Here is a 22,197-nt window from a genome sequence, read left to right as displayed (position 1 = left end):
TCAGCGTCCCAAGCGCTTTCTTTTCCAGTTTGCCGCCAGATCCGCATGAAGACCGCCGAAATCCGCTCGACCTTCCTGGAATTCTTCCGTTCCAAGGGCCACACCATCGTGCCGTCCAGTTCGCTGGTGCCGGCCAGCGACCCGACCCTGCTGTTCACCAACTCGGGCATGGTGCAGTTCAAGAACGTATTCCTCGGCAGCGAGAAGCTGCCGTACGTGCGCGCGGTGGACGTGCAGCGCTGCCTGCGTGCCGGCGGCAAGCACAACGACCTCGATGCGGTGGGCTACACCGCGCGCCACCACACCTTCTTCGAGATGCTGGGCAACTGGTCGTTCGGCGACTACTTCAAGCGTGAGGCCATCGCCTGGGCGTGGGAGCTGCTCACCGGCGTGTTCAAGCTGCCGGCCGAGAAGCTCTGGGTCACCGTCTACCACACCGACGACGAGGCCTACGACATCTGGCACAAGCAAGTGGGCGTGCCGGCCGAGCGCATCGTGCGCATCGGCGACAACAAGGGCGCGCCATTCGCCTCCGACAACTTCTGGCAGATGGCCGACACCGGCCCCTGTGGCCCGTGCACCGAGATCTTCTACGACCACGGCCCGCAGATCGCCGGCGGCCCGCCCGGCTCGCCGGACGAGGACGGCGACCGCTACATCGAGATCTGGAACCTGGTGTTCATGCAGTTCGACCGTGACGCGGAAGGCGCCCTGCACCCGCTGCCGGCCCCGTGCGTGGACACCGGCATGGGCCTGGAGCGCCTGGCCGCCGTGCTGCAGCACGTGCATTCGAACTACGAGATCGACCTGTTCGCGCACCTGATCGAGGTAGCCGCGCAGCTCACCGCCACGGCCGACCTCGCCAACAAGTCGCTGCGCGTGATCGCCGACCACATCCGCGCCTGCGCCTTCCTGATCGTGGACGGCGTGCTGCCCTCCAACGAGGGCCGCGGTTACGTACTGCGCCGGATCATCCGCCGCGCCTTGCGCCATGGCTGGATGCTCGGCGTGCGCGGCGACTTCTTCTGGAAGATGGTCAAGCCGCTGGTCGAGGAGATGGGCGAGGCCTATCCCGAGCTCAAGCAGAAGCAGGCCTTCGTCGAGGAGGCGCTGCGCACCGAGGAGCAGCGCTTCGGCGAGACGCTGGAGCACGGCATGCGCGTGTTCGACGAGGTGGCGGCCAAGGCCGGCAAGACCATCCCGGGCGCGGAGGCGTTCCGCCTCTACGACACCTACGGCTTCCCGGTCGACCTCACCGCCGACATCGCGCGCGAACGCGACCTGGACGTGGACATGGCCGGCTTCGAGCAGGCCATGAACGAGCAGCGCGAGCGCGCCCGCGCCGCCAGCCGCTTCGAGGCCAAGGGTCAACTGCCGGCCGAGCTCGCCAGCCAGCTCGCGCCTACCGTATTCCTGGGCTACGAGGCCCAGGAAGAGCGGGGCGCCAAGGTGGTCGGCATCGTCCGCGGCGGCAAGCAGCTGGCCGAGCTGGGCGAGGGCGAGGAGGGTCTGGTGATCCTCGACCGCACGCCGTTCTACGCCGAGTCCGGCGGCCAGGTGGGCGACACCGGCGTGCTGGCCAATGCGGCGGGGCGTTTCGCGGTGGCGGACACCCTCAAGATGGGCGGCGCCTTCTTCGGCCACCAGGGCCGCTGGCAGGGCGTGCAGCCGCTGCGCGTGGGCGATGCGGTGGACGCCGCCATCGACGCCGCGCGCCGCCAGGCCATCGTGCTCAACCATTCGGCCACGCACCTGCTGCACGCGGCGCTGCGCAAGGTGCTGGGCGAGCACGTCACGCAGAAGGGCTCGCTGGTCGCGCCCGACCGCCTGCGCTTCGACTTCGCCCACTTCAAGGCCGTGAGCCGCGAGGAGCTGGCCGAGGTGGAAGCGCAGGTCAACGCCGAGGTGCGCCGCAACGCCGAGGCGGAGGTACGCCATATGGCCTATGACGACGCGATCGCCTTCGGCGCCATGGCGCTGTTCGGCGAGAAGTACGGCGACGAGGTGCGCGTGCTGCGCATGGGCGACTTCTCCACCGAGCTGTGCGGCGGCACCCACGTGGGCCGTACCGGCGACATCGGCCTGTTCAAGATCGTCAGCGAGGCCGGCGTGGCCTCCGGCGTGCGCCGCATCGAGGCGGTGACCGGCGACGGCGCGCTGGCCTACGTGGGCGAGGAGGAACGCCGGCTGGGCGAGTTGTCGCAGCTGCTCTCCACCAGCGGCGACGAGGCGGTGGAGAAGCTGCGCCAGCTGCTCGACAAGCAGAAGAAGCTCGAGCGCGAGCTGGAGTCCCTGCGCGCCAAGGCGGCGGGCTCGGCGATCGCCGATCTGGCCGCCTCCGCGCAGGACATCGGCGGCATCAAGGTGGTGGCCGCCCGGCTCGAAGGGCTGGACGCCAAGGCGCTGCGCGAGGGCATGGACCAGCTCAAGCAGCAGCTCGGCGACTGCGTGGTGCTGCTGGCGGGCGCAGCCGACGGCCGCGTGTCGCTGGTGGCCGGTGTGAACGGTGGCGCGCAGGGCCGCGTCAAGGCCGGCGACGTGGTGGCCTACATCGCACGACAGATCGACGGCAAGGGCGGCGGGCGGCCTGATATGGCTCAGGGTGGCGGTAGCGATGCGCCGAACCTGCCGGGCCTCCTCGGCGGCCTGCCGGCATGGATCGGCGAGCAGCTGGCCGCTCACGCCTGAGTACGAAAGGGCCCGGCTGCCACATGAAGAAGCGCGCCGCGCCCAGCGCATTGCATAGGGCGCTTGGGCTCGGCTAGTATCCGTCGGATGCCGGTGTTCGTTGCAAGGCAACGAGGCCGACAGACAAGTTCTTTGAACACAGGTTTGTGAGTGCCGGGGAAGGCGGTAAGGCCTTCGACGGACGGTCGTCGAATGCAAGGCGTGGACTCAGGGGTGAGGTTCACGCCGTGCAGGCCTTAAACCATCAGTATCCATGGAGTAGAAAACATGTTGATTCTGACCCGCAGGGTCGGTGAAACCTTGATGATCGGCGACGAGGTGACCGTCACCGTGCTCGGCGTTAAAGGCAACCAGGTCCGCATTGGCATCAATGCACCCAAGAACGTCGCGGTGCACCGCGAAGAGATCTACCAGCGCATCAAGGGCGAGAACGAGTCCGGCGACGGCTCCACCGGCGGTTCCAGCGAGCACTGAGCGAGCGAAACCTTTACCTCGGCCGCATTGGTCGGTATCCTTGCCGGCTCCGCAGCAATGCGGCTCAAAACACGGAGAGATGCCCGAGAGGCCGAAGGGGCTCCCCTGCTAAGGGAGTATAGGGTCAAAAGCCTTATCGAGGGTTCGAATCCCTCTCTCTCCGCCAGTTGCAAAGACCCCTGTCCTCAGGGGTTTTTTGTTGCCCGGAGAAAGGCCTCCGGTTCCATGGCGAGGCCGAACTGAGGTGCCGGAACGGCCTCACGCGCTGCCGTTTCCCCTCAGCAGCATGGCCAGCAGTGCCGAGCGGCCGCGCACGCCGGCTTTGCGGTACGCCGGGCGATACGCGCGGCCTGCTGCTGGCCATCGTGGCCGAGGGTGCGCCGGTCTCCGAAGCCATGCCCGGCGTGACGACGCCTGCGGGCGGTTTCGGCGGATAAGGCCGTCGGCCTGTCCGGGTATGCGCGGCTTCAGCGCGAGCGCTTTTCGCTATGCTGCGCAGGATTTTGGCCGCGCGCCATCGTGCCTTCCGCAGGAGCCGCTCATGTCCTCCCCTCGTCTGACCGACCTCGCCCACGGCGGCGGTTGTGGCTGCAAGCTCGCGCCGTCCGTGCTGCAGGAATTGCTCGCCGGCAAGACGTCGGCGATGCCGTTCGCGCAGTTGCTGGTCGGCAGGGAGTCCAGCGACGATGCGGCGGTGTGGCAGGTGGACGAGCGCACCTGCGTGATCGCCACCACCGATTTCTTCATGCCGGTGGTGGACGACCCTTACGATTTCGGCCGCATCGCGGCGGCCAATGCGTTGTCCGACGTGTATGCGATGGGCGGCAAGCCGATCATGGCGCTGGCCATCCTGGGCATGCCGCTGGGCAAGCTGGAGGTGGAGACGGTGCGGGCGATCCTCGCTGGCGGCGAGGCGGTGTGCGCGCAGGCCGGCATTCCAGTCGCGGGCGGCCATTCGATCGATTCGGTGGAGCCGATCTACGGGCTTGCCGCGATCGGGCTGTGCGCGCCCGCCAACGTGCGCCGCAACGCGGGGGCGCAGGCGGGCGATGCGCTGATCCTGACCAAGGGCATCGGCGTGGGCGTCTATTCGGCGGCGTTCAAGAAGCAGGTGCTGCCGACGGAGGCGTATGCGGAGATGCTGGCCTCGACCACGCTGCTCAACCGCATCGGCACCGAGCTGGCCAAGGACGAGGACGTGCACGCGATCACCGACGTCACCGGCTTCGGCCTGCTCGGCCACAGCCTGGAAATGGCTCGCGGCAGCGGCCTGCGGATCAGTATCGAGCAGACGCGCATTCCTTTCCTCGCCCAGGCCGAGGCGCTGGCCGAGGCGGGCTACGTCACGGGCGCCTCGGGGCGCAACTGGAACAGCTACGGCGATGGCGTGGCGTTGCCGGAACACCTGCCGGCATGGCACCGCGCCCTGCTGACCGACCCGCAGACCTCGGGCGGCCTGCTGGTCGCGTGCAAGGCGGAACGGGCCGAGGCGATCCGGGCGATGATCGAGGCGGCGGGCTACCCCCGCGCGAGCCTCATCGGCTCGGTGGCGGCAGGCGCTCCCGGCGTCGAAGTCGCCTGAGAAACCTGCTCGCGCGCTCCCCGAGCGTTGATCCCTGCTGCTGTCGGAGCGTGCTGCGCGCGACAAGCTTACGCAGTGGTGCCGCCATGACTCCGCGGCTGCGCGCAAGGCGAACGCCTGCGCGACGCCCGGCGCGCCGGTGGCGGGATCGTGAACAGGTTCGGAGGCAACCGCCCGCGGCATGGCGGAAGAGAATGGGAGTCGAACCCACCCGAGACAGTCTTGTCTGCCTCACCCGGATTTGAAGTCCGGACGCCCCACCGGAGACGATTCTCTTCCATTCAACGCGACTGCAGAGGAACGGGTCCGAACAAATCGAGGTACCGCGCCTGGAGCCTGCGCAAGGTGCCGCGATGGAGCGTGACGCCTTGCCGGTCGAAGAATTCTAGTATCTGGATGGCGACTTTTCGACCATTGTCGAGGCGGTCGCGGAACTGCGCGGCGGTGAAGCGGCCGTCGGGCGCCTGCGCGGCGACGTCGGCGGCGATCAGCACCATTTCGTGCACGGTCGCGCGCAGGAAGAAATGATCGTGCGCCACTTCGTCGGTCAGGCCCAGCCGTGCGGCGAATTTCATCAGCTGCCGGATGTCCGGCTCCGGCTGGGCGAGCGCGCCGGCGATGTCGCGCACCCGCGGCGGGCGGAAGCGGGCCTCGCCGTCCAGCAGCGGGGCAATCGCCTGCCACAGTGCCTCGCGCTCCGCGCTCAGCTGCAGGGAATGGCTGGCCAGCCGCACGAAAGCGCCATCGCGGACCACGCGGTCGGCGAGGTCGGCATGCTGCAGGGCCTGCGCAAAGACGGAGGCGGGCAGCCTGGGCTGCAAGGCCAGCCGCAGCTTCTCCCGTCCCATGCCTTGCAGGTCCGGATGGCAGGCGTGGAAGGCCTGAAGACACTCGACCACGCCGGCGACGAAGCGCAGCCAATGCGTCCGGTTGACCGCGATGCGCTCGTCGCCGGCGGCGAAGACGAGCGGCGAGAGCGCGGCGACGATGCCATCGAGCCTGGCCGGGGACAGGGCGCGCTCCCGCGCGAAGCCCGGAAGATCCCACGCGAACGGCGGCGCGTCGAGCAGGGCGGCGAAGGCCTGCTGCGGATCGGCGATGGCCAGCGCGGCGCGCTGGGCCTGGCGCGCGGCGGTGCGGCGCTGGCGCGAGGGCGCGCGCAGGTCGAGGAACTGGCCGCCGCCTAGGGTGCGCTGGGCGGAGACGTCGCGCAGCACGAAGCGGTCGAGCGCGGCGGCGGCGATCGGCCGATCCAGCACCAGTTGGATGTCGGTGGTGCCGCCCGGCGGCAGTTGCTCGCCTTCGAGCAGCACGATGCGCGCGCCGACTTCGACCGCGCCGTGGTGCAGCCGCGCCGGAAACCATTGGCCGAGCGGCCTGGGTTCGCCGGGCAGGAGGCGCAGGCGCGCGTCGATGCGGTCGGTCGGCGCGTGCAGGAAAGGGTCGACCAGCATGTCGCCGCGATGGATCGCCGCCTTGGCGATGCCCTCGCCGACGAGATTGAGCGCGCAGCGGTCGCCGGCCCGCCCGCTCTCCACGGGGCGGTTCTGCGCATGCAGCGAGCGCACGCGCGCGGCCAGTCCCGAGGGGCTGAGCAGCACCTGGTCCTTGACGCGCACCGCGCCGGACAGCACGGTGCCGGTCACCGTCACGCCGATGCCGGGCAGCACGAACACGCGGTCGATGGCCAGGCGGAAGCGGCCGTCGGCGGCGCGCTCGCCCAGCGTGCGCGCCTCGGCGGCAAGCCGCTCGCGCAGCGCGCCGATGCCGGCGCCCGTGGCCGAGGAAACCGGCAAGATGTCGGCGCCAGCGAGCACGGTGCCCGCGGTCGCTTCGCGGATCTGCGCGCGCACCTCGGCCAGCCGCTCGGGCGTCGCCAGGTCGGCCTTGGTCAGGGCCACCAGGCCGCGCCGGATGTGCAGCAGGTCCAGGATCGCCAGGTGTTCGAGGGTCTGCGGCATCACTCCGTCGTCGGCCGCCACCACCAGCAGGGCGATGTCGATGCCGCTGGCGCCGGCCACCATGGTGTGCACGAAGCGCTCGTGGCCGGGCACGTCGACGAAGCCGAGGGTGAGGCCGTCTTCCAGCGGCAGGTAGGCGAAGCCGAGGTCAATGGTGATGCCGCGGGCCTTCTCTTCCTTGAGACGGTCGCCGTCGACGCCGGTGAGGGCTTTGACCAGCGAGGTCTTGCCGTGGTCGATATGGCCGGCCGTGCCAATGATCATGGGTCGTGCGCGGCCAGGCTGCCGGTGTCGAGTTGCGCGAGGGAGGCCAGGAACGGTGTTTCGTCGGTTTCGGCCAGGCAGCGCAGGTCCAGGCGCAGGGCGCCGTCGGCGACGCGGCCGACGATCGGGCGCGGCAAGGCGCGCAACGCCGCGGCCAGCTGTTCGAGTTCGCGCTGGCTGCCGCGCGGGCGGATCCGCAGCGCGGCGCTGGCGAGGGTATCCAGCGGCAGGGCGCCGGAGCCGACCTGGCTCAGGCAGTCGCCGACCTCGACCGCGAAGGCCATGCCGAGCCGCTCGGCCACGGCCGGGAGCAGGCGGCGCGCCTGGGCCTCGATGCCGGCCTTGTCGCGGGCCAGGAAGCGCAGGGTGGGCAGCCGTTCGGCGAGGCGGTCGGGATCGCGGTACAGGTTCAGCGTGGCCTCGATGGCGGCCAGGCGCAGCTTGTCCACGCGCAGCGCGCGCTTGAGCGGGTTGCGGTTGATCCGCGCGATCAGCGCGCGGTCGCCGACGATGAAGCCGGCCTGCGGGCCGCCCAGCAGCTTGTCGCCCGAGAAGGTGACCAGCCGCGCGCCCTCGGCCACGGCCTGGCGCACGGTGGGTTCTTTGGCGAGCCCGTAGCGGGAGAGATCGACGAGGGTGCCGGAGCCGAGGTCGTTGAGCAGCGGCACGCCGGCGGCATCGGCGAGCGCGGCCAGCTTGCGCGCGCCGACTTCCGCGGTGAAGCCCTGGATGCGGTAGTTGGAGGTGTGCACCTTGAGCACGACGCCGGTGTCCGCGTTGAGGGCGTCGCGGTAGTCGGCCGGATGGGTGCGGTTGGTGGTGCCCACCTCGACCATGCGCGCGCCGGCGCGCGCCATGATGTCGGGCATGCGGAAGGCGCCACCGATCTCGATCAGCTCGCCGCGCGACACCACGGCCTCGCGCCCGAGCGCGAGCGTGTTGAGGCAGAGCAGCACGGCGGCGGCGTTGTTGTTGACCACGGTGGCGTCCTGCGCGCCGGTCAGCTCGCACAGCAGGGCGCGCAGGTGATCGTCGCGCTCGCCGCGCGTGCCGCTGTCCAGGTCGTATTCCAGCGCCACCGCGTGGCGCATCGCGGCCACCGCCGCCTCGACGGCGGCCTCGGCCAGCACGGCGCGGCCGAGATTGGTGTGCAGCACGGTGCCGGTGAGGTTGAACAGCGGGCGCAGGCTGGGCGCGCGCGATTCCAGCAGCCCCTGGGCCCGCTGCGCCAGCTCGGCGGCGCTCGGCGCCGTGGCGGGCGCGGCGCGCAGGGCCTCGCGCGCCGCGTCGATGGCCTGGCGGATGGCGTCGGTGGTGGCGGCGCGCCCGTGCCGCTCCAGCAGCGGAGCCGCCTCGGCCGTGGCCAGCACGGCGGCGACCGCGGGGAGGTGACGCAGGGAGGTGGCCTCGGGTCCGCTCATGGCGCTCATCCGGTGACATCGCGATTCCCGGCCTCGATCCTTAAGCTCGCGCCACGCCGGCGCGCGGCAAAAGAGAAAGAAGGCCAAGGCTGCGTATGCTGCGGCGTGGGCTGGACCAGGGTCAAGGCAGGCGTGGGTGCCGAGGGTGGCTTGCGATGCGGTATCGCGGGTGCAATGGTCTTCGCAGGGAAGGAGCGCACGCGATGGATTGCCACGGCGCGCATCCACTCATCGCCGCCGCGAATGCGGTAACGCAACTAACGCATCACGCGACCGATCGCCCATGATCGTCTCGCTGATCAGTATGATCAGTAGCGTGTTGCTGTCGACCGGCAGAAATCGACCCGTAGCGGACGGTGAGGCCTGGCGTGTTCGAGGGCTTCTTGGAAGTATCCGCACTAACGGAGAAGAACCCACCCAGGTCATCAGGTGCGCGAGACTCCAAATGTTGTGGAAATGCGAAAATCAACAACGAATCTGGCAGTGGGGAGTCGCGAATGAACAAGGAGCTAGTTGCTCAGAGCGAGGTGGTCGACGAGGACGAGGTGCTGGTCCCTGAGGAGAACGCTGAAGACGAGTCGGAAGTGATAGGGGGCTATGAGCTTTCCATTGAGCTCAGTGTGCTTGACCACCTCGGCATCAACCTCTACAGCAATGTACCGGCGGTGCTGACTGAGCTCGTGGCGAACGCATGGGACGCCGACGCCAAGAAGGTGTCCATTGAGATTGATGTCCCAGGCGACTGCATTGTTATTGCTGACAACGGGGTCGGCATGACTCATAACGACGTCAACGAGAAGTTTCTGACTGTGGGCTACCGGCGGCGAGCGAAAGGTGACGATCGCACGCCGGGTGGTCGCCCGGTCATGGGGCGCAAGGGTGTCGGCAAACTCGCGCCGTTTTCCATCGCGAAGGAGGTGTCCGTCTTCTCTACCAAAGATGGCGAGTGTTGCGGGCTCAAGATGAAGCTGGCGGATATCGAAGCCGTTGCCGGAAGCGCGCGCAAGCACGAGCAAGGTCGTTACAGGCCAGAAGTACTCGACAGCCTTAAGGAAGAAATGCCTAAGGTTGGCACACGAATCGTGTTGCGAGACCTGAAGAAACACCGCGTCCGCGCAAAGAACCTTCGTGAACGCCTAGCCCGGCGATTCTCAGTGATCGGTACGGACGACTTCACTGTCGCGATCAATGACGAAGATGTTACCTCCAAGGACCGCGGGGACCTGTCAGCTTGTCAGTATTTGTGGAAGATAGGCGACTGGAAGAAGCCACAGTGGCTGGAGTCGGTCAAGCGAGAATCGACGCTCGATAGCCGGCTTGATGGGTGGGAGTCGTCGCGGCGCGTTCGCGGCTGGCTTGGCACTGCGTACAAGCCAAAGGATCTCACTGGCGCCGCCGGAAATCTGAACGGCGTCGTGGTCATCGCCAGAGGGCGGTTGTTCCAGGAAAACATACTCAGCGCGGTTGCCGATAGTCGCCACTACATGGAATACCTGACTGGCCAGATCGAGGTCGATTTTCTCGACGAAAGCGGCGATCAGGACATCGCGACAAGTGATCGCCAACGCGTGATCGAAGACGATCAGCGGTATGAGGATTTGCTCGTATACCTCAAAAAGGTGCTCGGGCAGCTCGAAAGGCAGTGGACGGAGTGGCGCCGCATGGACGACCCGACAGTTGTGGAGGACGAATTCCCAGCAATACGGAATTGGATTGCATCGCTCGATTCCGAAGGTCTGAAGCGCAACGCGCGTCGCGTCATTGGTGTAGTAGAACGTCTGCGCGTTGATGACGAAGCTGAACGTCGACAGTTGCTAAAGCATGCGATCTACGGCTTCGAGCGGATGAAGTTAAAGGGAATGAGCGATGCTCTGGCTTCGGCAATCGAAAGCGGGTCTGTCGAACTGATACGCCTATTCGCTGATCATGATGCAGTAGAAGGTGCTGCCTATAGGGACATTGTCTCGGGGCGTTTGGAAGCAATACGGGCTCTTGAGAAGGCGGTCGACCTTAACGTAAAGGAAAAGGTTCTCCAGCAGCACATCTTCAAGCGACTCTGGCTACTTGACCCGTCCTGGGAGAGGGCGACCGGCTCCGAGTACATGGAGACGCGTGTGGCGAAGATGTTTGCTGAGACACATGCTGACCGCGATGTCGAGACGAGCAACGGAAGAGTGGACATTGCATACAAGACGGTCGCTGGAAAGCACGTCATTGTCGAGCTCAAGCGGGCCGGTAGGGTGGTTACGCTCCAAGAGTTGATGACGCAGGGTAAGGGTTACGTCAATGACCTAAAGAAGATGCTCGTGAGCACCGGTGAAGCGAAAGCGGAATCAATGCCTTCGATCGAAGTTGTGTTCGTCGTTGGGCAGCCAGTGCCGGAACAACAACACAATCACGCAGACTATGAGAATGCGATGCGATTTGTCTCACCGGGATCGCGCATTCTTCAATACGATGAGCTAATTCACCGAGCTCAACAGGCGTACGGCGAATACATGGAAGCGACTGCCGAGCTCAACAGCTTGAACGAGTTGATGACATCACTTGACGGATAGGCTGACAACGCCCCAGCGAAGCGCGCACATGGGCCGTGTGCGGCAAAAGCATACCGGACCCGAATTGATTGTCCGGAAGCTGGTGCATGCGCTGGGTGGCCGGTTTCGTCTACACAGGAAGGACCTCCCTGGGTCTCCTGATCTCGTCCTTCCTCGGCGCCGAGTCGCGGTCTTTGTCCATGGGTGCTTTTGGCATCGACACCCGGGTTGCCGTCTCGCATCCGAGCCGAAATCAAACGTCGAATTCTGGCGGACGAAATTTGAAGCCAACGTGGCGCGTGATGTACGACAGCGAGCCGAACTCGAAAAGCTCGGCTGGCGTGTAGTCGTCGTATGGGAGTGCGAAGCCCGCGTTCCGAACCGCCTCAGGGTACGCCTTCGTGATGAACTCGGGCTCAGCGGCTCAGTTGTTCGAGATGCTGGTGTAGGCTCTTGGCGATGATCTCGCCAAGCCGAACAGGAACAGCGTTGCCAATCATGCGACCAACCGTGCGAAAGTGGACAGGTTGGTCAGGTGGAACGAAAACGTAGTCTGGCGGAAACGCTTGTAGCAACGCAGCCTCACGCAAGGTGATGGCTCTGTCCTGAGAAGGATGCCCAAAGCGGCCATTGCCATATCCATAGCACAATGTCGTCATCGTTGGGCTGGGCTTGTCCCAGGACATGCGGCCGTACACACCGGGATACGTCTTCCCAGAAGCTTTTTGGTGACACGCTGCTCGTAACCGTTTTGGCCAGTCACGCCACGTTCCATCAGGCTTGGATGCCCTGATTCGCTTCATGTTTATGTCAGAGAGGCGCGACGCTGTGTGCAGCGGGTCGATGGGGTCGCTTTCGCCGGCAGCTACTGGCAGTAACGCGCCAATCGCTTCTTTCACGGTGATGTGTCGATCGGCGTGAGTTGGCGAAATCAATTCGACTGGACCAAGACGAGAAGCCAACAATACGTGCCGTTTGCGTCGCTGGGGTAGGCCGTAGTCCGCGCATGACACCGTGCCGGCCCATACATGGTAGGGGTCGGGTCGGTCGGTCAGCGTAGCAACGAATCGGTGGTATACGTCGTGCTTGGTGACATCGGGGACGTTTTCCATGGTTACGAGGTCGGGCGCGGTCCCTTCGATCAGGCGGGCGAATTGATCGAGAAGTGGCCACTTTCGATCGGAGCTCGTGTCTCGTCCTTGGTTGTATGTCGAGAATGGTTGGCAAGGTGCGCAGCCCGCTAGCAGTCGCACAGCACCGGGCGTATACCGGCACCGAATCTCGTCGACCGTCACTTCGGTAACGTCTTTCAGAACGAACTCGGCGTCATTGTTCTCCTGGTAAGGAAACTCGCACGCGGAGTCGATGTCGTAGCCGGCGAGAACCCGCACGCCCTCACCGCGTAGGCCCGCGGTAAGTCCTCCCACGCCACAAAAGAGATCTACTGCTTCTATCATGCCACCGCTTCCTCTGGTTGTGGCCATTCTAGCTAGAAGCATCTCAGTGATCGAGCGGCAGAAATGCACCACTCGTGTTCAATGCGCAGCAGATATTACGTGGAAGGTTTGGAAGCGAACCGACGAGCCAACACCTCTCCGGTCGCAACATGGTGTTTGAGGTGCGTGCACTCTGGTCACGACTGGCCGATTGAGGTGACCCCCGCTTGATGTGCGCCATGCCGAATTCGTAGCTCATGCTACGGTCTCCAGTGGCGCCACGCTTAAGCAGTCCAAGCCCGACAAGCGCGTTGATGTCGCGCACAGCCGTCGGATTCGAACAACCGCAGAGACGCGTCCACTTGCTGATGTGTCATACCAAAAAAAGCTGGGGGAGGTTGCGCTTCCTCAACGTCCGCTTCTGTCCGATTCCAAACGATAGTCTCACGCCGGTCAGGATGTCGGCGCGCTGATCATGAACGATCGGTACGGGTGATCGCTTTATCGCTGTGCGCCCCGCGAGCCGTAGTGACTTTGCCCGCAGGCCGTAGCATGCTGCGCGGCACGCGATTGAAGGTCTTGCCCCTGCGCAGCGCACCTGGCCTGCGGCATCCGGTGGCAATGTCGTGCCCTGTAGGGCCGTAATGTCCCGATTGCCCGCAGGGGAGATCGATGCCTGCCGCTCTGCAAACAGCGCGCACCATGCGCTTGTCCGTGTTCCTGCTGCTGGCGGTCGCCGGCTTGTTCTACGTGAAGTGGCAGCCGTACTACGGCCGCGCGTTCGTGGCCGCGTCCGAGCATGCCATCGGCCATTCGATCCTGATGGGCGAGGCGGCGAGCGCGCCGGCGCCGTCCTGGAACGCGGCGCTCGACTATGCGCTGGCCTATGGCAAGGCGATCTGGAAGGCGATGGTGCTGGGCCTGTTGCTGGGCTCGGGCATCCAGGCCTTGCTGCCGGCGCACTGGATCGGGCGCCTGCTCGGCGGCCATGGCTTCGGCGGCGTGCTGGCCGGCGGCCTGCTGGCGGTGCCGGGGATGATGTGCACCTGCTGCGCGGCGCCGGTGGTCGTGGGCTTGCGCAGGCACAGGGCGTCGCCCGGCGGCGCGATCGCGTTCTGGCTCGGCAATACCGTGCTCAATCCCGCCACCCTGGTGTTCACCGGCTTCGTGCTCGGCTGGCACTGGACCTTGCTGCGCGTGCTGCTGGGCGTGCCGATGGTGTTCGGGCTGGGCTGGCTGGCGAACCGGATGGCCGCGCCGGGGCGGGAGGCGGCGGCCGGGCCGTGGCTGCCCGCGGAGCCCGAGCCGCGCTCGCTGGCCGAGACGGGGCGGCGCTGGATGGCGATCTTCGGGCGGATGGCGGCGCGGCTGATTCCCGAATACGTGGTGATCGTCCTGCTGCTGGGCGCGCTGCGCGCGTGGATGTTCCCGCACATCGGGCCGGCGATCGGCGACCAGTGGTTCTGGATCGCCGCCCTGGCGCTGGCCGGGATGCTGTTCGTGATCCCAACGGCCGGCGAGGTGCCGATCGTGCAGGCGATGCTGGCGCTGGGCCTGGGGAGCGGGCCGGCCGCCGCCTTGCTGCTGACCTTGCCGCCGGTGAGCCTGCCGTCGCTGGCGATGCTCGCGCGCGCCTTTCCCGTGCGGGTGCTGGTGGCGGTCGCGGTGGCGGTGGTCGGGTTTGGCGTTCTCGGCGGAGTGCTGGCGGTGTGGCTGCAATTGCGCTGATGCGCGAGAGCACCGGGCGGTGAGGGCAAGGGCGAGGGTGGGAAGGTCGGCGTCCGTCGGGGCCTCGCTCCGCCCGCACCCTCATCCGCCTGCCGGCACCTTCTCCCAAGGGGAGAAGGATTCGGCTTGGGAGAGTGAGGCCGAGGTAAGGCGCTCGCAAAGGCCGGCTGACATTCAACGCTAACCCCAAGTCCCGGAGGGAGAGGGATCACTCTCGCAGGCTGTGTAGCTACCCGGTCGCGGCTTCGGTCTCACCAACCAGCAGCAGCGGGTTCGGTGCGTGCCGGGCGAAGCCTTCCTCGGCGACCAGCATGTCCAGGCCCAGCGAGGCGAGGTCGTCCGCGTAAGGGTCGGCCTGCATGTCGCGCACCTGGTACAGCACTTTGGCGTAGGTGTGGCATTCGCCGCAGGTTTCGGCCCTGACCAGGCCAGCGTCGCCCTCGATGCCCTGCAGGGAGAGCCGGCGCGTGCCACCGCAGGTGATGCACACGGCGCGCACGTGGTTCCACGCGGTGGAGCACAGCGAGCAATACAGGTAGCGCGTGCCGGGCGCCTGGCCGCTGGCGGTGATCAGGCCGGATACCGGGGGCGAGCCGCAGCAGGGGCAGAGCCCGCGCTCTTCGAGCAGCCGCAGGTCTTCGGCCTTGAGGCGCGCCGCCGAGGCGGTGAAATAGACCTGCAGGGCGGCGGCCACGTAGACGGCGGCGCCGGCATCGGCGGCGGCGAGTCCGCCGCGCAGGAACTGGTCGGCCAGCTTCTCCTGCGCGGCGGCATCGCTGCGCCGCAGTTGCGCCATGACGGCCAGCGCGGCCGGCGGCAGAGCGCTGCCGTCGATGCGATCGAGCAGCAGGGCGAGCCCTTCGCGCCAGGACGCTTCGCGGCGATGGCCGTCCGCCGCCAGCGGTGGCAGGCGCGCCTCGACGGCCTGGGCCACCGCGGTCGGGTCGGGCGCGGCGGCGGGGGCGAGCGTGGTCGCCACGGCGTGCTGGGCCTGCGCGAGGCTGGCCATGAAGCGCAGCCAGGCCTCCATGGGATGCCCGGCGGCGAGGTTTTCAAGCCGTTGCGCGGTGGCGGCGAAGCGCCTGGCGGGATCGGCGAGCAGGATCGGGTCGGGCGACTTGACGCCGGCCTGCGCCGGGCCGGTCCACTTGGCGTTGGGCGGTGCTGCAGCCTGCTTCACGGGTGCTTCCTGGGGGGCGCCTTGTCGTGCTGCTCGGAAGCCAGTTCCCACAGCCACTTGCGGTGATGGCGCCAGGCCCAGCCCGGGGTCACGTAGCCCTGGGTCATGGCCCGCACCGAATGGCGGATCCAGATCGCCGCGTAGACGTGCACGACCCAGACGAGGATCGCCGCGATCGCGGCCAGGCTGTGCACCAGCACGGCCACGCGCTGCACCGGGATCGAGGTGGCCGCGCCGAAGTACACCTCCCAGATCAAGAGGCCGCTGAAGAACAGCGCCGGAACCAGCAGCGTCATCGACCAGAACACCATCTTCTGGCCGGCGTTGTTGCGGCCGACCGGCGGCACGTGTTCCTCGTCGTTGACCGCCACGTACCGGATCGACTTCATCCAGGCCACGTCGTCCCTGTTCACGAGGTTCTCGCGCCAGAACTGGATGATGAGGCCGAGGTAGCTCGCCATCAGCACGATGCCGATCCACGGATGCGCCGCGCGCATCCACTGGCCGCCGCCGAACAGGCCGGAGAGGAAGAACAGCATCGGGTGGAACATCGCCAGGCCCGAGAGGGTGAGCAGCACGAAGCAGAGGGCGGTGATCCAGTGGTTGACCCGGTTCGCCGCGGTATAGCGGGTGATCGCGTTGTTCGGGCGGGTCATGGCGACTTCTCCGGTTCGTGCGCGTCGGCTTCGCGCAGCACGCGCTCGCCCTCGGCCTCGTCTTCCTCGGTCACCTCGTTCGGGCCGGCGGTGATCCAGTGGAAGAAGGCGCCGACGGCGGCGAGCGCGATGCCGGCCACGGCCAGCGGCTTGATGAAGCCCTTCCACGCGCCCACCACGGGGCTGATCCGCGGCTTGTCGGGCAGGCCCGAGTACAGCGAGGGCTTGTCCGCGTGGTGCAGCACGTACATCACGTGGGTGCCGCCCACCTCCGGCGGGTCGTACAGGCCGGCCTGGTCGAAGCCGCGGGATTTCAGGTCCTCGATGCGCTCGGCGGCCTGGTGCTTCATGTCGGTCTTGGAGCCGAACATGATGGCGCCGGTGGGGCAGGCCTTGACGCAGGCCGGCTCCAGCCCGACCGACACGCGGTCGGAGCAGAGCGTGCACTTGTACGACTTATGGTCCTGCTTGCTGATCCGCGGGATATTGAACGGGCAGCCCTTCACGCAGTAGCCGCAGCCGATGCACTTGTCGCTGATGAAGTCGACGATGCCGTTGGCGTACTGCACGATCGCGCCGGGCGCCGGGCAGGCCTTCAGGCAGCCCGGGTCCTCGCAGTGCATGCAGCCGTCCTTGCGGATCAGCCACTCGAGGTTGCCCTGTTCGTTCTCGTGCTCGGCGAACTTCATCAGGGTCCACACGCTCGGGCCGAGGTCCGCCGGGTTCTCGTAGGAGCCTTCGAAGTGGCCCACTTCCGGCCGCAGGTCGTTCCATTCCATGCACGCCGACTGGCAGGCCTTGCAGCCGATGCAGCGGCTGACGTCGATCAGCTTGGCCACCTCGTCCTCGTGGCTGCGGACCGAAGGCGGCGTCAGGGTCGAGGCGGAGCGCCGAACATAGTCTTGCGATTGCAGGTCTGACATGACTGTGGCCTCAGGCTGCCGGCGCGCCGGTCTTTTCGACGTTGACGAGGAACGCCTTGAACTCCGGCGTCTGGGTGTTGGCGTCGCCGACGGAGGGCGTCAGCGTGTTGGCGCCGTAGCCCTTCCTGGCCTGGCCGGTGAAGCCCCAGTGCAACGGCACGCCGATCACGTGGGTCGGCTTGCCGTCGACCAGGAGCGGCTTGATGCGCTTGGTCACGTAGGCCTTGCACACCACCTCGCCGCGCTTGGAGGACACCTTCACCCAGCCGCCCTGCTCGATGCCTTTCTCCTTGGCCAGCACCTCGCCGATCTCGACGAATTCCTCCGGCTGGAGGATGGCGTTGATCAGCGCGTGCTTGGTCCAGAAGTGGAAGTGCTCGGTGAGGCGGTAGGTGGTCGCCACGTACGGGTAGTGCTGCGGGGTGCCGAACGCGGCCCGGTCGCTGGCGAACACGCGCGCCACCGGGTTGGAGCGCACCTTCGGATGCAGCACGTTCTCCACCGGCGACTCCAGCGGCTCGTAGTGCTCGGGGAAGGGGCCGTCGGCCATCAGGTCGCGGGCGAACAGGCGGCCCATGCCTTCGGCGTTCATGATGAACGGGCCGACGCCGTCGGAGGGCTTCACGGTGGGGCCGTAGTCGGGCACGTCGATGCCCTCCCAGCGGCTGCCGTTCCACTCGATGATCGGCTTGGCCGGGTTCCAGGCCTTGCCGTCCTGGTCCGCGCTGGCGCGGTTGTACAGGATGCGCCGGTTGGCCGGCCAGGCCCACGCCCAGTTCGGCGCGATGCCCTGCTCGCGCGGGTCGGTGGCATCGCGGCGGGCCATCTGGTTGCCCTTCTCGGTGAAGGAACCTGAGAAGATCCAGCAGCCCGAGGCGGTGGTGCCGTCGTCGCGCAACTGGGCGAAGCCGTCCAGCAGGGTGCCGGCCTTGGTGAGGACCGCGCCGGTGGCCGGGTCGGTGAGGTCGGCCAGCGCGCGGCCGTTCATTTCCCGTGCCAGCTCCTCCGGGTCCGGTTCGACCGGGTCGGTGTACTTCCAGGTCAGGTTGAGGATCGGGTCGGGGAAGGCACCGCCTTCCTTGCGGTACAGCTCGCGCAGGCGGTGGAAGATGCCGCTCATGATCCAGATGTCGGACATGGCCTCGCCGGGCGCCTCGGCCGCCTTCCAGTGCCATTGCAGCCAGCGCGCCGAGTTGACCAGCGAGCCGTTCTCCTCGGCGAAGCAGGTGGTCGGCAGCTGGAACACCTCGGTCTGGATCTCGGCCGACCTGGCCGGGTTCTGCGGCCCGAAGTCCTGCCAGAAGCGCGAGGTCTCGGTGTCCAGCGGGTCCATGGTGACCAGGAACTTGAGCTTGGACAGGCCGCGACGGATCTTGCCGCGGTCGGGGAAGGCCTGCAGCGGGTTGAAGCCCTGGCAGATGTAGCCGGTCAACTGGCCGTTGTTCATCATCTCGAAGGCCCGGATGATGTCGTACATCGGCACGTCGAGCTTGGGCAGCCAGTCGTAGGCCCAGTTGTTGTCCTGGGTGGCGGCGTCGCCGTAGATCGCCTTCTGCAGGCTGACCACGAACTTGCGGTAGTTCTGCCAGTAGCTGGTTTGTCCTGGACGAAGCGGCTTGTACTGCTTTGTCTTCATGTACTCGTCGAGACTGGTCTCCTTGTCCAGGGGCAGGTTGAGATAGCCCGGCATCAGATTGGAGAGCAGGCCGACGTCGGTCAGTCCCTGGATGTTGGAATGCCCGCGCAGCGCGTTCATGCCGCCGCCGGCCACGCCGATGTTGCCCAGCAGCAGCTGGATCATTGCCATCGTGCGGATGTTCTGCGAGCCGACCGAGTGTTGCGTCCAGCCCAGCGCGAACAGGCTGGTCATGGCCTTGTCCGGCGCGGCGGTGGCGGCGATGAGCCCGCAGATGTGCAGGAACTTGTCCTGCGGCGTGCCGCAGATGCGCGAGACCGTCTCCGGCGTGTAGCGGGAAACGTGCTGGCGGAGCAGGTTGATCACGCAGCGCGGGTGCTGCCAGCTGTCGTCGGACTTGGCGAAGCCCTGCTCGTCCAGCTCGTAGTCCCAGCTCGACCTATCGTAGCTGTGGGTTTCCTCGTTGTAGCCGCTGAACAGGCCATTCTCGAAGGCGAAGCCTTCCTTCACCACCAGGCTGGCGTTGGTGTAGGCGCGCACGTACTGGTGCTGGATCGCGTCCTGCTCCAGCAGGTAGCGGATCACGCCGCTCAGGAACGCGATGTCCGTGCCCGGGCGAATCGGGGCATAGTAGTCGGCCACCGAGGCCGTGCGGGTGAAGCGTGGATCGACCACGACCAGCTTGGCGCCGTTCTCGATCTTTGCCTCGATCACCCACTTGAAGCCGCAGGGGTGGGCTTCGGCGGCATTGCCGCCCATGACGATGACGAGATTGGCGTTCTTGATGTCCTGCCAGGTGTTGGTCATCGCACCGCGACCGAATGATGGGGCCAGACTGGCCACCGTCGGTCCGTGTCAGACGCGCGCCTGGTTGTCGAACACCACCATGCCGAGGGAGCGGGCCACCTTCCAGGTGAGGTAGGCGGTTTCGTTGGACGACGCCGAGGCCGCCAGCATGCCGGTGCTGGTCCAGCGGTTGACCGTGGTGCCGGCCGCGTTCCTGGCGATGAAGTGCTTGTCGCGGTCCTCCTTCATCAGCTTGGCGATGCGGTCCAGGGCGAAGTCCCAGGAGACTTCCTTGAACTCGGTGCCGCCGGGCGGCCGGTAGCGTGGGGCCTTCAGGCGGGTGGGGGCGTGCACCACGTCGAGCAGGGCCGTGCCCTTCGGACACAGGGTGCCGCGGTTCACCGGATGGTCCGGGTCGCCCTCGATGTGGATGATGTTGGAGCGCGCGTTCTTGGCGCGGTCCCCCATGCTGTAGATCAGGATGCCGCAGGCGACCGAGCAGTACGTGCAGGTGTTGCGCGTCTCGGTCGCGTGGGTGAGCTTGAATGGCCGTACGGCGGCGGCTTGCGCCACCCCGGCGGCACCGAAGCCGAGCATGCCAAGGCTCGATGCGGCCAGGCCGAGGCCCGTGACCTTGATGAACTCGCGGCGGGTGAGCGCCATCGTTTTGCTCCCGGAAATTGGCTGGACAGGCCGCCCGGTGGAGGGGCGGCGGACGTGGCTCGAGAGACTTCCTGGGGACGACGGGACTCAACCCCCGTTGTTCGGCGGAAAGGTAGCACTATGTCCGCACGGGCGGTACGCCCCCCGCTTTCGCCGGGCGCGTGGCGCCGTTGCGGGATGCTCCAAAAAAACGGGGCATCCGCCTCGCGACGGATGCCCCGCGGGTTCAGCGATGCATGCGCCTTACAGGCTCGCGTTCAGTGCGCTCACGATGGTGCTGCCGAAGCCGCTCGCGTAGTCCCAGCCCGGCGCGGCCGTCTCGCCGCCGTTGCTGCCGGAGGTGATGTCGTGATAGACGGCCGAGGGCGCGCCGTACAGGTGCGGGCCGGCGAAGCCGAGGCCCGGGTGGGCGGCCAGCTCGCGGGCCCAGACGCCGGCGAACAGTGGCGCCGCCAGGCTGGTGCCGCCGTACTGCGCGCTGCCGCCGTTGAGCACGATGATGGAGCCGGAGTTCGGGTCGGCGTCGAAGGCCACGTCCGCCACGTCGCGGGTGCTGCCGCCGCCCTGGGTCTGCCAGCTCGGCTTGGGCTCGACGGTGCTCGGGCTGCCGCCCGCCTTGCTCCACAGCGTCTCGCCCACCCAGCTGTTGTTGACGCCGGTGGTCAGCGTGGTGCCGCTGACGGCGACCACGTAGGGCGAGCTGGCCGGGTAGCTCGGCGTGGTGCCGCGCGGGCTCTTGCCGCATTCGTTGGCGCCGGCGTCGCCGGTCGAGATGGAGAAGGTCTGCCCCTGGGCGACGCCCAGCGCGAGGATCTGGTCGTCGGCGGCCATCGAACCGTCGTTGTAGGCGTAGGTCTCGCACTCGCCCAGCGAGACGTTGATGACGCTGGCCTGGTTGTCGCTCACCGCCTTGTTGAAGTCCGCGGTGAGGGCGCTGTTGGAGAGCGAGTTGGCGGCGTAGAAGATGAGCTTGTTGACGCCGCCGGACATGGCCACGATGTCCTGGCTGTCGAGGTCCCATTCGGCGGTGCCGCTGGTGTCGGTGCTGGCGCCGCCGACCACCACCACGGCGGTGTTGACCGCGGGCAGGCCGTTCTGGGAGGTGAAGGTGTTGAGGTCCTTGAGCGGCTGCGTCATGTCGCCGTCGGTGATGATGCCCACGGTGACCGTCGACGCCGTCGGCGTGCTGCCCACGTCGTAGATGGCGGGGAAGGCGGTCGGGTTGTGGCCGACGATGCCGGTGGTGGCCTGCGTGCCGGAGGCCGGCTTGTTCATCGTGTGCGCGTGCGAGACGGTCTGCAGGCCCACCACCGAGAGCACGGTGTCGGCCAGCGCGGCCGGGACCTTGGCGTCGTCGATGTTGGCATAGGCGCTGCGGCCTTCCGCGTCGAGCGCCTTCACCAGGCGCGTCTGGAAGGCGGCGTGTGCGCTGGCGGCGTCGCCGTCGGCGGAGACCAGCAGGCGGTTGGGCGACACGGTGATGTGGGTGAAGCCGGCCTGGCTGAGATGGTCCACGACCGCCTGCACCTGGGCCTCGCTCGGCGAGAACTCGGCCACGACGTCCTTCGGCTGCAGCTTGGCGCCGAACAGCAGGCTCCTGGGGTTGTGCGAGGAGGTGATGAAATCGTCCAGCGTCGCCTTGTTCTGCACCTTGAGCACCACTTCCACGTGCACCGGCGTGTCGGACGCGGCGAGGTCGCCCGCGGCGGCGGTGGCGGCCAGTTCGTGCGCATGCGTGGCGGTGGTCTTCCACGTCGCGGCCGGGGCGGCCGCGGCCAGCGTTACCGAAGACGCCAGCGACAGGACGGCGCCCAAAGCCAGGCTGAGCGACGTTTTCTTCATCTGCATAAAACCACTCCTCATGCTGAAATCCAGTGATATGGAGAAAAACCGGCGACTTGCAGGTGCGGGACGTTTGGATACGGCAAGGCCGCCCCGGGACAGGCGCACGGTGGCGCCTGCCGGAAGGCACGCTAGCACAGGGAAAATCGCCGCCAGATAATTTTTGTAGCGAAACTGACAACTGGTCGTCTTAATCGCCTTGGCGGTAATTTATTGCGAATAACGCAACTAATTTCGGCTCCATTGCTTAATCGAATGGTTTCGATTTTTGGCTGGCGAAGGGTGCCGCCCCGCGCACGCGGAGGCGACCGGCACACGGCTCGGGAAATAAGAGCCGGTTCACGATCTCCCTGCTGGTATCCGCGAGGGAAGGCTGTGTTGTTGGCCCAATCGCAGGCTGGCCGGCCTTTGGCCGGTGTT

14 protein-coding genes and 2 tRNA genes are annotated in these 22,197 nt (G+C 67.0%); 7 read left to right on the top strand and 9 right to left on the bottom strand.

Features of this window, described 5'->3' with window-relative positions; translation table 11 throughout:
* The first annotated feature begins 45 nt into the window (after window positions 1-45).
* The 4 genes from alaS (at window position 46) to selD (ending at window position 4,744) form a co-directional block, all read left to right on the top strand.
* On the top strand, window positions 46-2,688 hold the full coding sequence (gene alaS, locus ACH65_RS00200) for an alanine--tRNA ligase (protein ID WP_049620550.1): 2,643 nt from the start codon (window positions 46-48) through the stop codon (window positions 2,686-2,688).
* Between the two features lie 267 nt (window positions 2,689-2,955).
* Window positions 2,956-3,162 (top strand): carbon storage regulator CsrA, encoded by a 207-nt coding sequence (gene csrA / locus ACH65_RS00195; RefSeq protein WP_049620549.1) that lies wholly within the window; start codon window positions 2,956-2,958, stop codon window positions 3,160-3,162.
* Between the two features lie 73 nt (window positions 3,163-3,235).
* Window positions 3,236-3,328, top strand: a tRNA-Ser gene (locus ACH65_RS00190).
* Window positions 3,329-3,703: 375 nt separating this feature from the next.
* Window positions 3,704-4,744: a selenide, water dikinase SelD gene (gene selD / locus ACH65_RS00185; RefSeq protein WP_049620548.1), complete on the top strand. Its 1,041-nt coding sequence runs from the start codon at window positions 3,704-3,706 to the stop codon at window positions 4,742-4,744.
* Window positions 4,745-4,926: 182 nt separating this feature from the next.
* On the opposite strand, the gene ACH65_RS19480 is transcribed toward selD, so the two are convergent.
* From ACH65_RS19480 to selA, 3 genes are all read right to left on the bottom strand, one after another.
* A tRNA-Sec gene (locus ACH65_RS19480) sits at window positions 4,927-5,023 on the bottom strand.
* Window positions 5,024-5,025: 2 nt separating this feature from the next.
* A complete protein-coding gene (selB, locus tag ACH65_RS00180; RefSeq protein ID WP_049620547.1) occupies window positions 5,026-6,969 on the bottom strand; it encodes a selenocysteine-specific translation elongation factor in 1,944 nt (647 codons plus the stop codon).
* Window positions 6,966-8,399 (bottom strand): L-seryl-tRNA(Sec) selenium transferase, encoded by a 1,434-nt coding sequence (gene selA, locus ACH65_RS00175; RefSeq protein ID WP_049620546.1) that lies wholly within the window; start codon window positions 8,397-8,399, stop codon window positions 6,966-6,968. Before selA ends, selB begins: the two co-directional genes overlap by 4 nt.
* Window positions 8,400-8,887: 488 nt before the next feature.
* Here selA and ACH65_RS00170 point away from each other — a divergent pair, with 488 nt between their 5' ends.
* Together ACH65_RS00170 and ACH65_RS18635 are read left to right on the top strand one after the other, a co-directional pair.
* A complete protein-coding gene (locus tag ACH65_RS00170; RefSeq protein WP_049620545.1) occupies window positions 8,888-10,948 on the top strand; it encodes a BbrUII/HgiDII family restriction enzyme in 2,061 nt (686 codons plus the stop codon).
* Between the two features lie 28 nt (window positions 10,949-10,976).
* Entirely contained in the window at window positions 10,977-11,390 is a 414-nt protein-coding gene (locus ACH65_RS18635) for a very short patch repair endonuclease (RefSeq protein WP_237561391.1), read from the top strand.
* Here ACH65_RS18635 and ACH65_RS18630 read toward each other — a convergent pair.
* Window positions 11,344-12,384: a DNA cytosine methyltransferase gene (locus tag ACH65_RS18630; RefSeq protein WP_082190048.1), complete on the bottom strand. Its 1,041-nt coding sequence runs from the start codon at window positions 12,382-12,384 to the stop codon at window positions 11,344-11,346. The two genes, ACH65_RS18635 and ACH65_RS18630, sit on opposite strands and share 47 nt — an antisense overlap.
* 681 nt (window positions 12,385-13,065) lie before the next feature.
* Between ACH65_RS18630 and ACH65_RS00165 the strand changes: the two genes are divergently transcribed.
* Entirely contained in the window at window positions 13,066-14,091 is a 1,026-nt protein-coding gene (locus ACH65_RS00165) for a permease (RefSeq protein ID WP_049620544.1), read from the top strand.
* Window positions 14,092-14,320: 229 nt separating this feature from the next.
* Here the strand turns inward: ACH65_RS00165 and fdhE are convergent, their stop codons facing one another.
* From fdhE to ACH65_RS00135, 5 genes are all read right to left on the bottom strand, one after another.
* Window positions 14,321-15,271 carry a formate dehydrogenase accessory protein FdhE gene (gene fdhE, locus ACH65_RS00160; protein WP_049620543.1) on the bottom strand — a complete coding sequence of 317 codons (951 nt, stop codon included), beginning with the start codon at window positions 15,269-15,271 and terminating at the stop codon, window positions 14,321-14,323.
* Window positions 15,268-15,927: a formate dehydrogenase subunit gamma gene (locus ACH65_RS00155; protein WP_049620542.1), complete on the bottom strand. Its 660-nt coding sequence runs from the start codon at window positions 15,925-15,927 to the stop codon at window positions 15,268-15,270. The genes fdhE and ACH65_RS00155 overlap by 4 nt, the downstream gene beginning before the upstream one ends.
* Complete coding sequence (gene fdxH, locus ACH65_RS00150; RefSeq protein WP_049620541.1) at window positions 15,924-16,850, bottom strand: formate dehydrogenase subunit beta; 927 nt, start codon at window positions 16,848-16,850, stop codon at window positions 15,924-15,926. Before fdxH ends, ACH65_RS00155 begins: the two co-directional genes overlap by 4 nt.
* Before the next feature lie 10 nt (window positions 16,851-16,860).
* On the bottom strand, window positions 16,861-19,869 hold the full coding sequence (gene fdnG, locus ACH65_RS00145; RefSeq protein ID WP_484494425.1) for a formate dehydrogenase-N subunit alpha: 3,009 nt from the start codon (window positions 19,867-19,869) through the stop codon (window positions 16,861-16,863).
* A gap of 309 nt (window positions 19,870-20,178) precedes the next feature.
* A complete protein-coding gene (locus ACH65_RS00135; protein WP_049620569.1) occupies window positions 20,179-21,783 on the bottom strand; it encodes a S53 family peptidase in 1,605 nt (534 codons plus the stop codon).
* Window positions 21,784-22,197 lie beyond the last annotated feature (414 nt).

The sequence above is a fragment of the Frateuria defendens genome (assembly GCF_001182895.1).
GTDB lineage: Bacteria > Pseudomonadota > Gammaproteobacteria > Xanthomonadales > Rhodanobacteraceae > Frateuria_B > Frateuria_B defendens.
This window is presented reverse-complemented; position numbering and strand designations above follow the sequence as displayed.

Excerpts from the sequence above, each read along its gene's own strand:
- alaS (WP_049620550.1), top strand. The coding sequence starts at position 46 with ATGAAGACCGCCGAAATCCGCTCGACCTTCCTGGAATTCTTCCGTTCC.
- csrA (WP_049620549.1), top strand. The coding sequence starts at position 2,956 with ATGTTGATTCTGACCCGCAGGGTCGGTGAAACCTTGATGATCGGCGAC.
- selD (WP_049620548.1), top strand. The coding sequence starts at position 3,704 with ATGTCCTCCCCTCGTCTGACCGACCTCGCCCACGGCGGCGGTTGTGGC.
- selB (WP_049620547.1), bottom strand. The coding sequence starts at position 6,969 with ATGATCATTGGCACGGCCGGCCATATCGACCACGGCAAGACCTCGCTG.
- selA (WP_049620546.1), bottom strand. The coding sequence starts at position 8,399 with ATGAGCGCCATGAGCGGACCCGAGGCCACCTCCCTGCGTCACCTCCCC.
- ACH65_RS00170 (WP_049620545.1), top strand. The coding sequence starts at position 8,888 with ATGAACAAGGAGCTAGTTGCTCAGAGCGAGGTGGTCGACGAGGACGAG.
- ACH65_RS18635 (WP_237561391.1), top strand. The coding sequence starts at position 10,977 with ATGGGCCGTGTGCGGCAAAAGCATACCGGACCCGAATTGATTGTCCGG.
- ACH65_RS18630 (WP_082190048.1), bottom strand. The coding sequence starts at position 12,384 with ATGATAGAAGCAGTAGATCTCTTTTGTGGCGTGGGAGGACTTACCGCG.
- ACH65_RS00165 (WP_049620544.1), top strand. The coding sequence starts at position 13,066 with ATGCGCTTGTCCGTGTTCCTGCTGCTGGCGGTCGCCGGCTTGTTCTAC.
- ACH65_RS00155 (WP_049620542.1), bottom strand. The coding sequence starts at position 15,927 with ATGACCCGCCCGAACAACGCGATCACCCGCTATACCGCGGCGAACCGG.
- fdxH (WP_049620541.1), bottom strand. The coding sequence starts at position 16,850 with ATGTCAGACCTGCAATCGCAAGACTATGTTCGGCGCTCCGCCTCGACC.
- ACH65_RS00135 (WP_049620569.1), bottom strand. The coding sequence starts at position 21,783 with ATGCAGATGAAGAAAACGTCGCTCAGCCTGGCTTTGGGCGCCGTCCTG.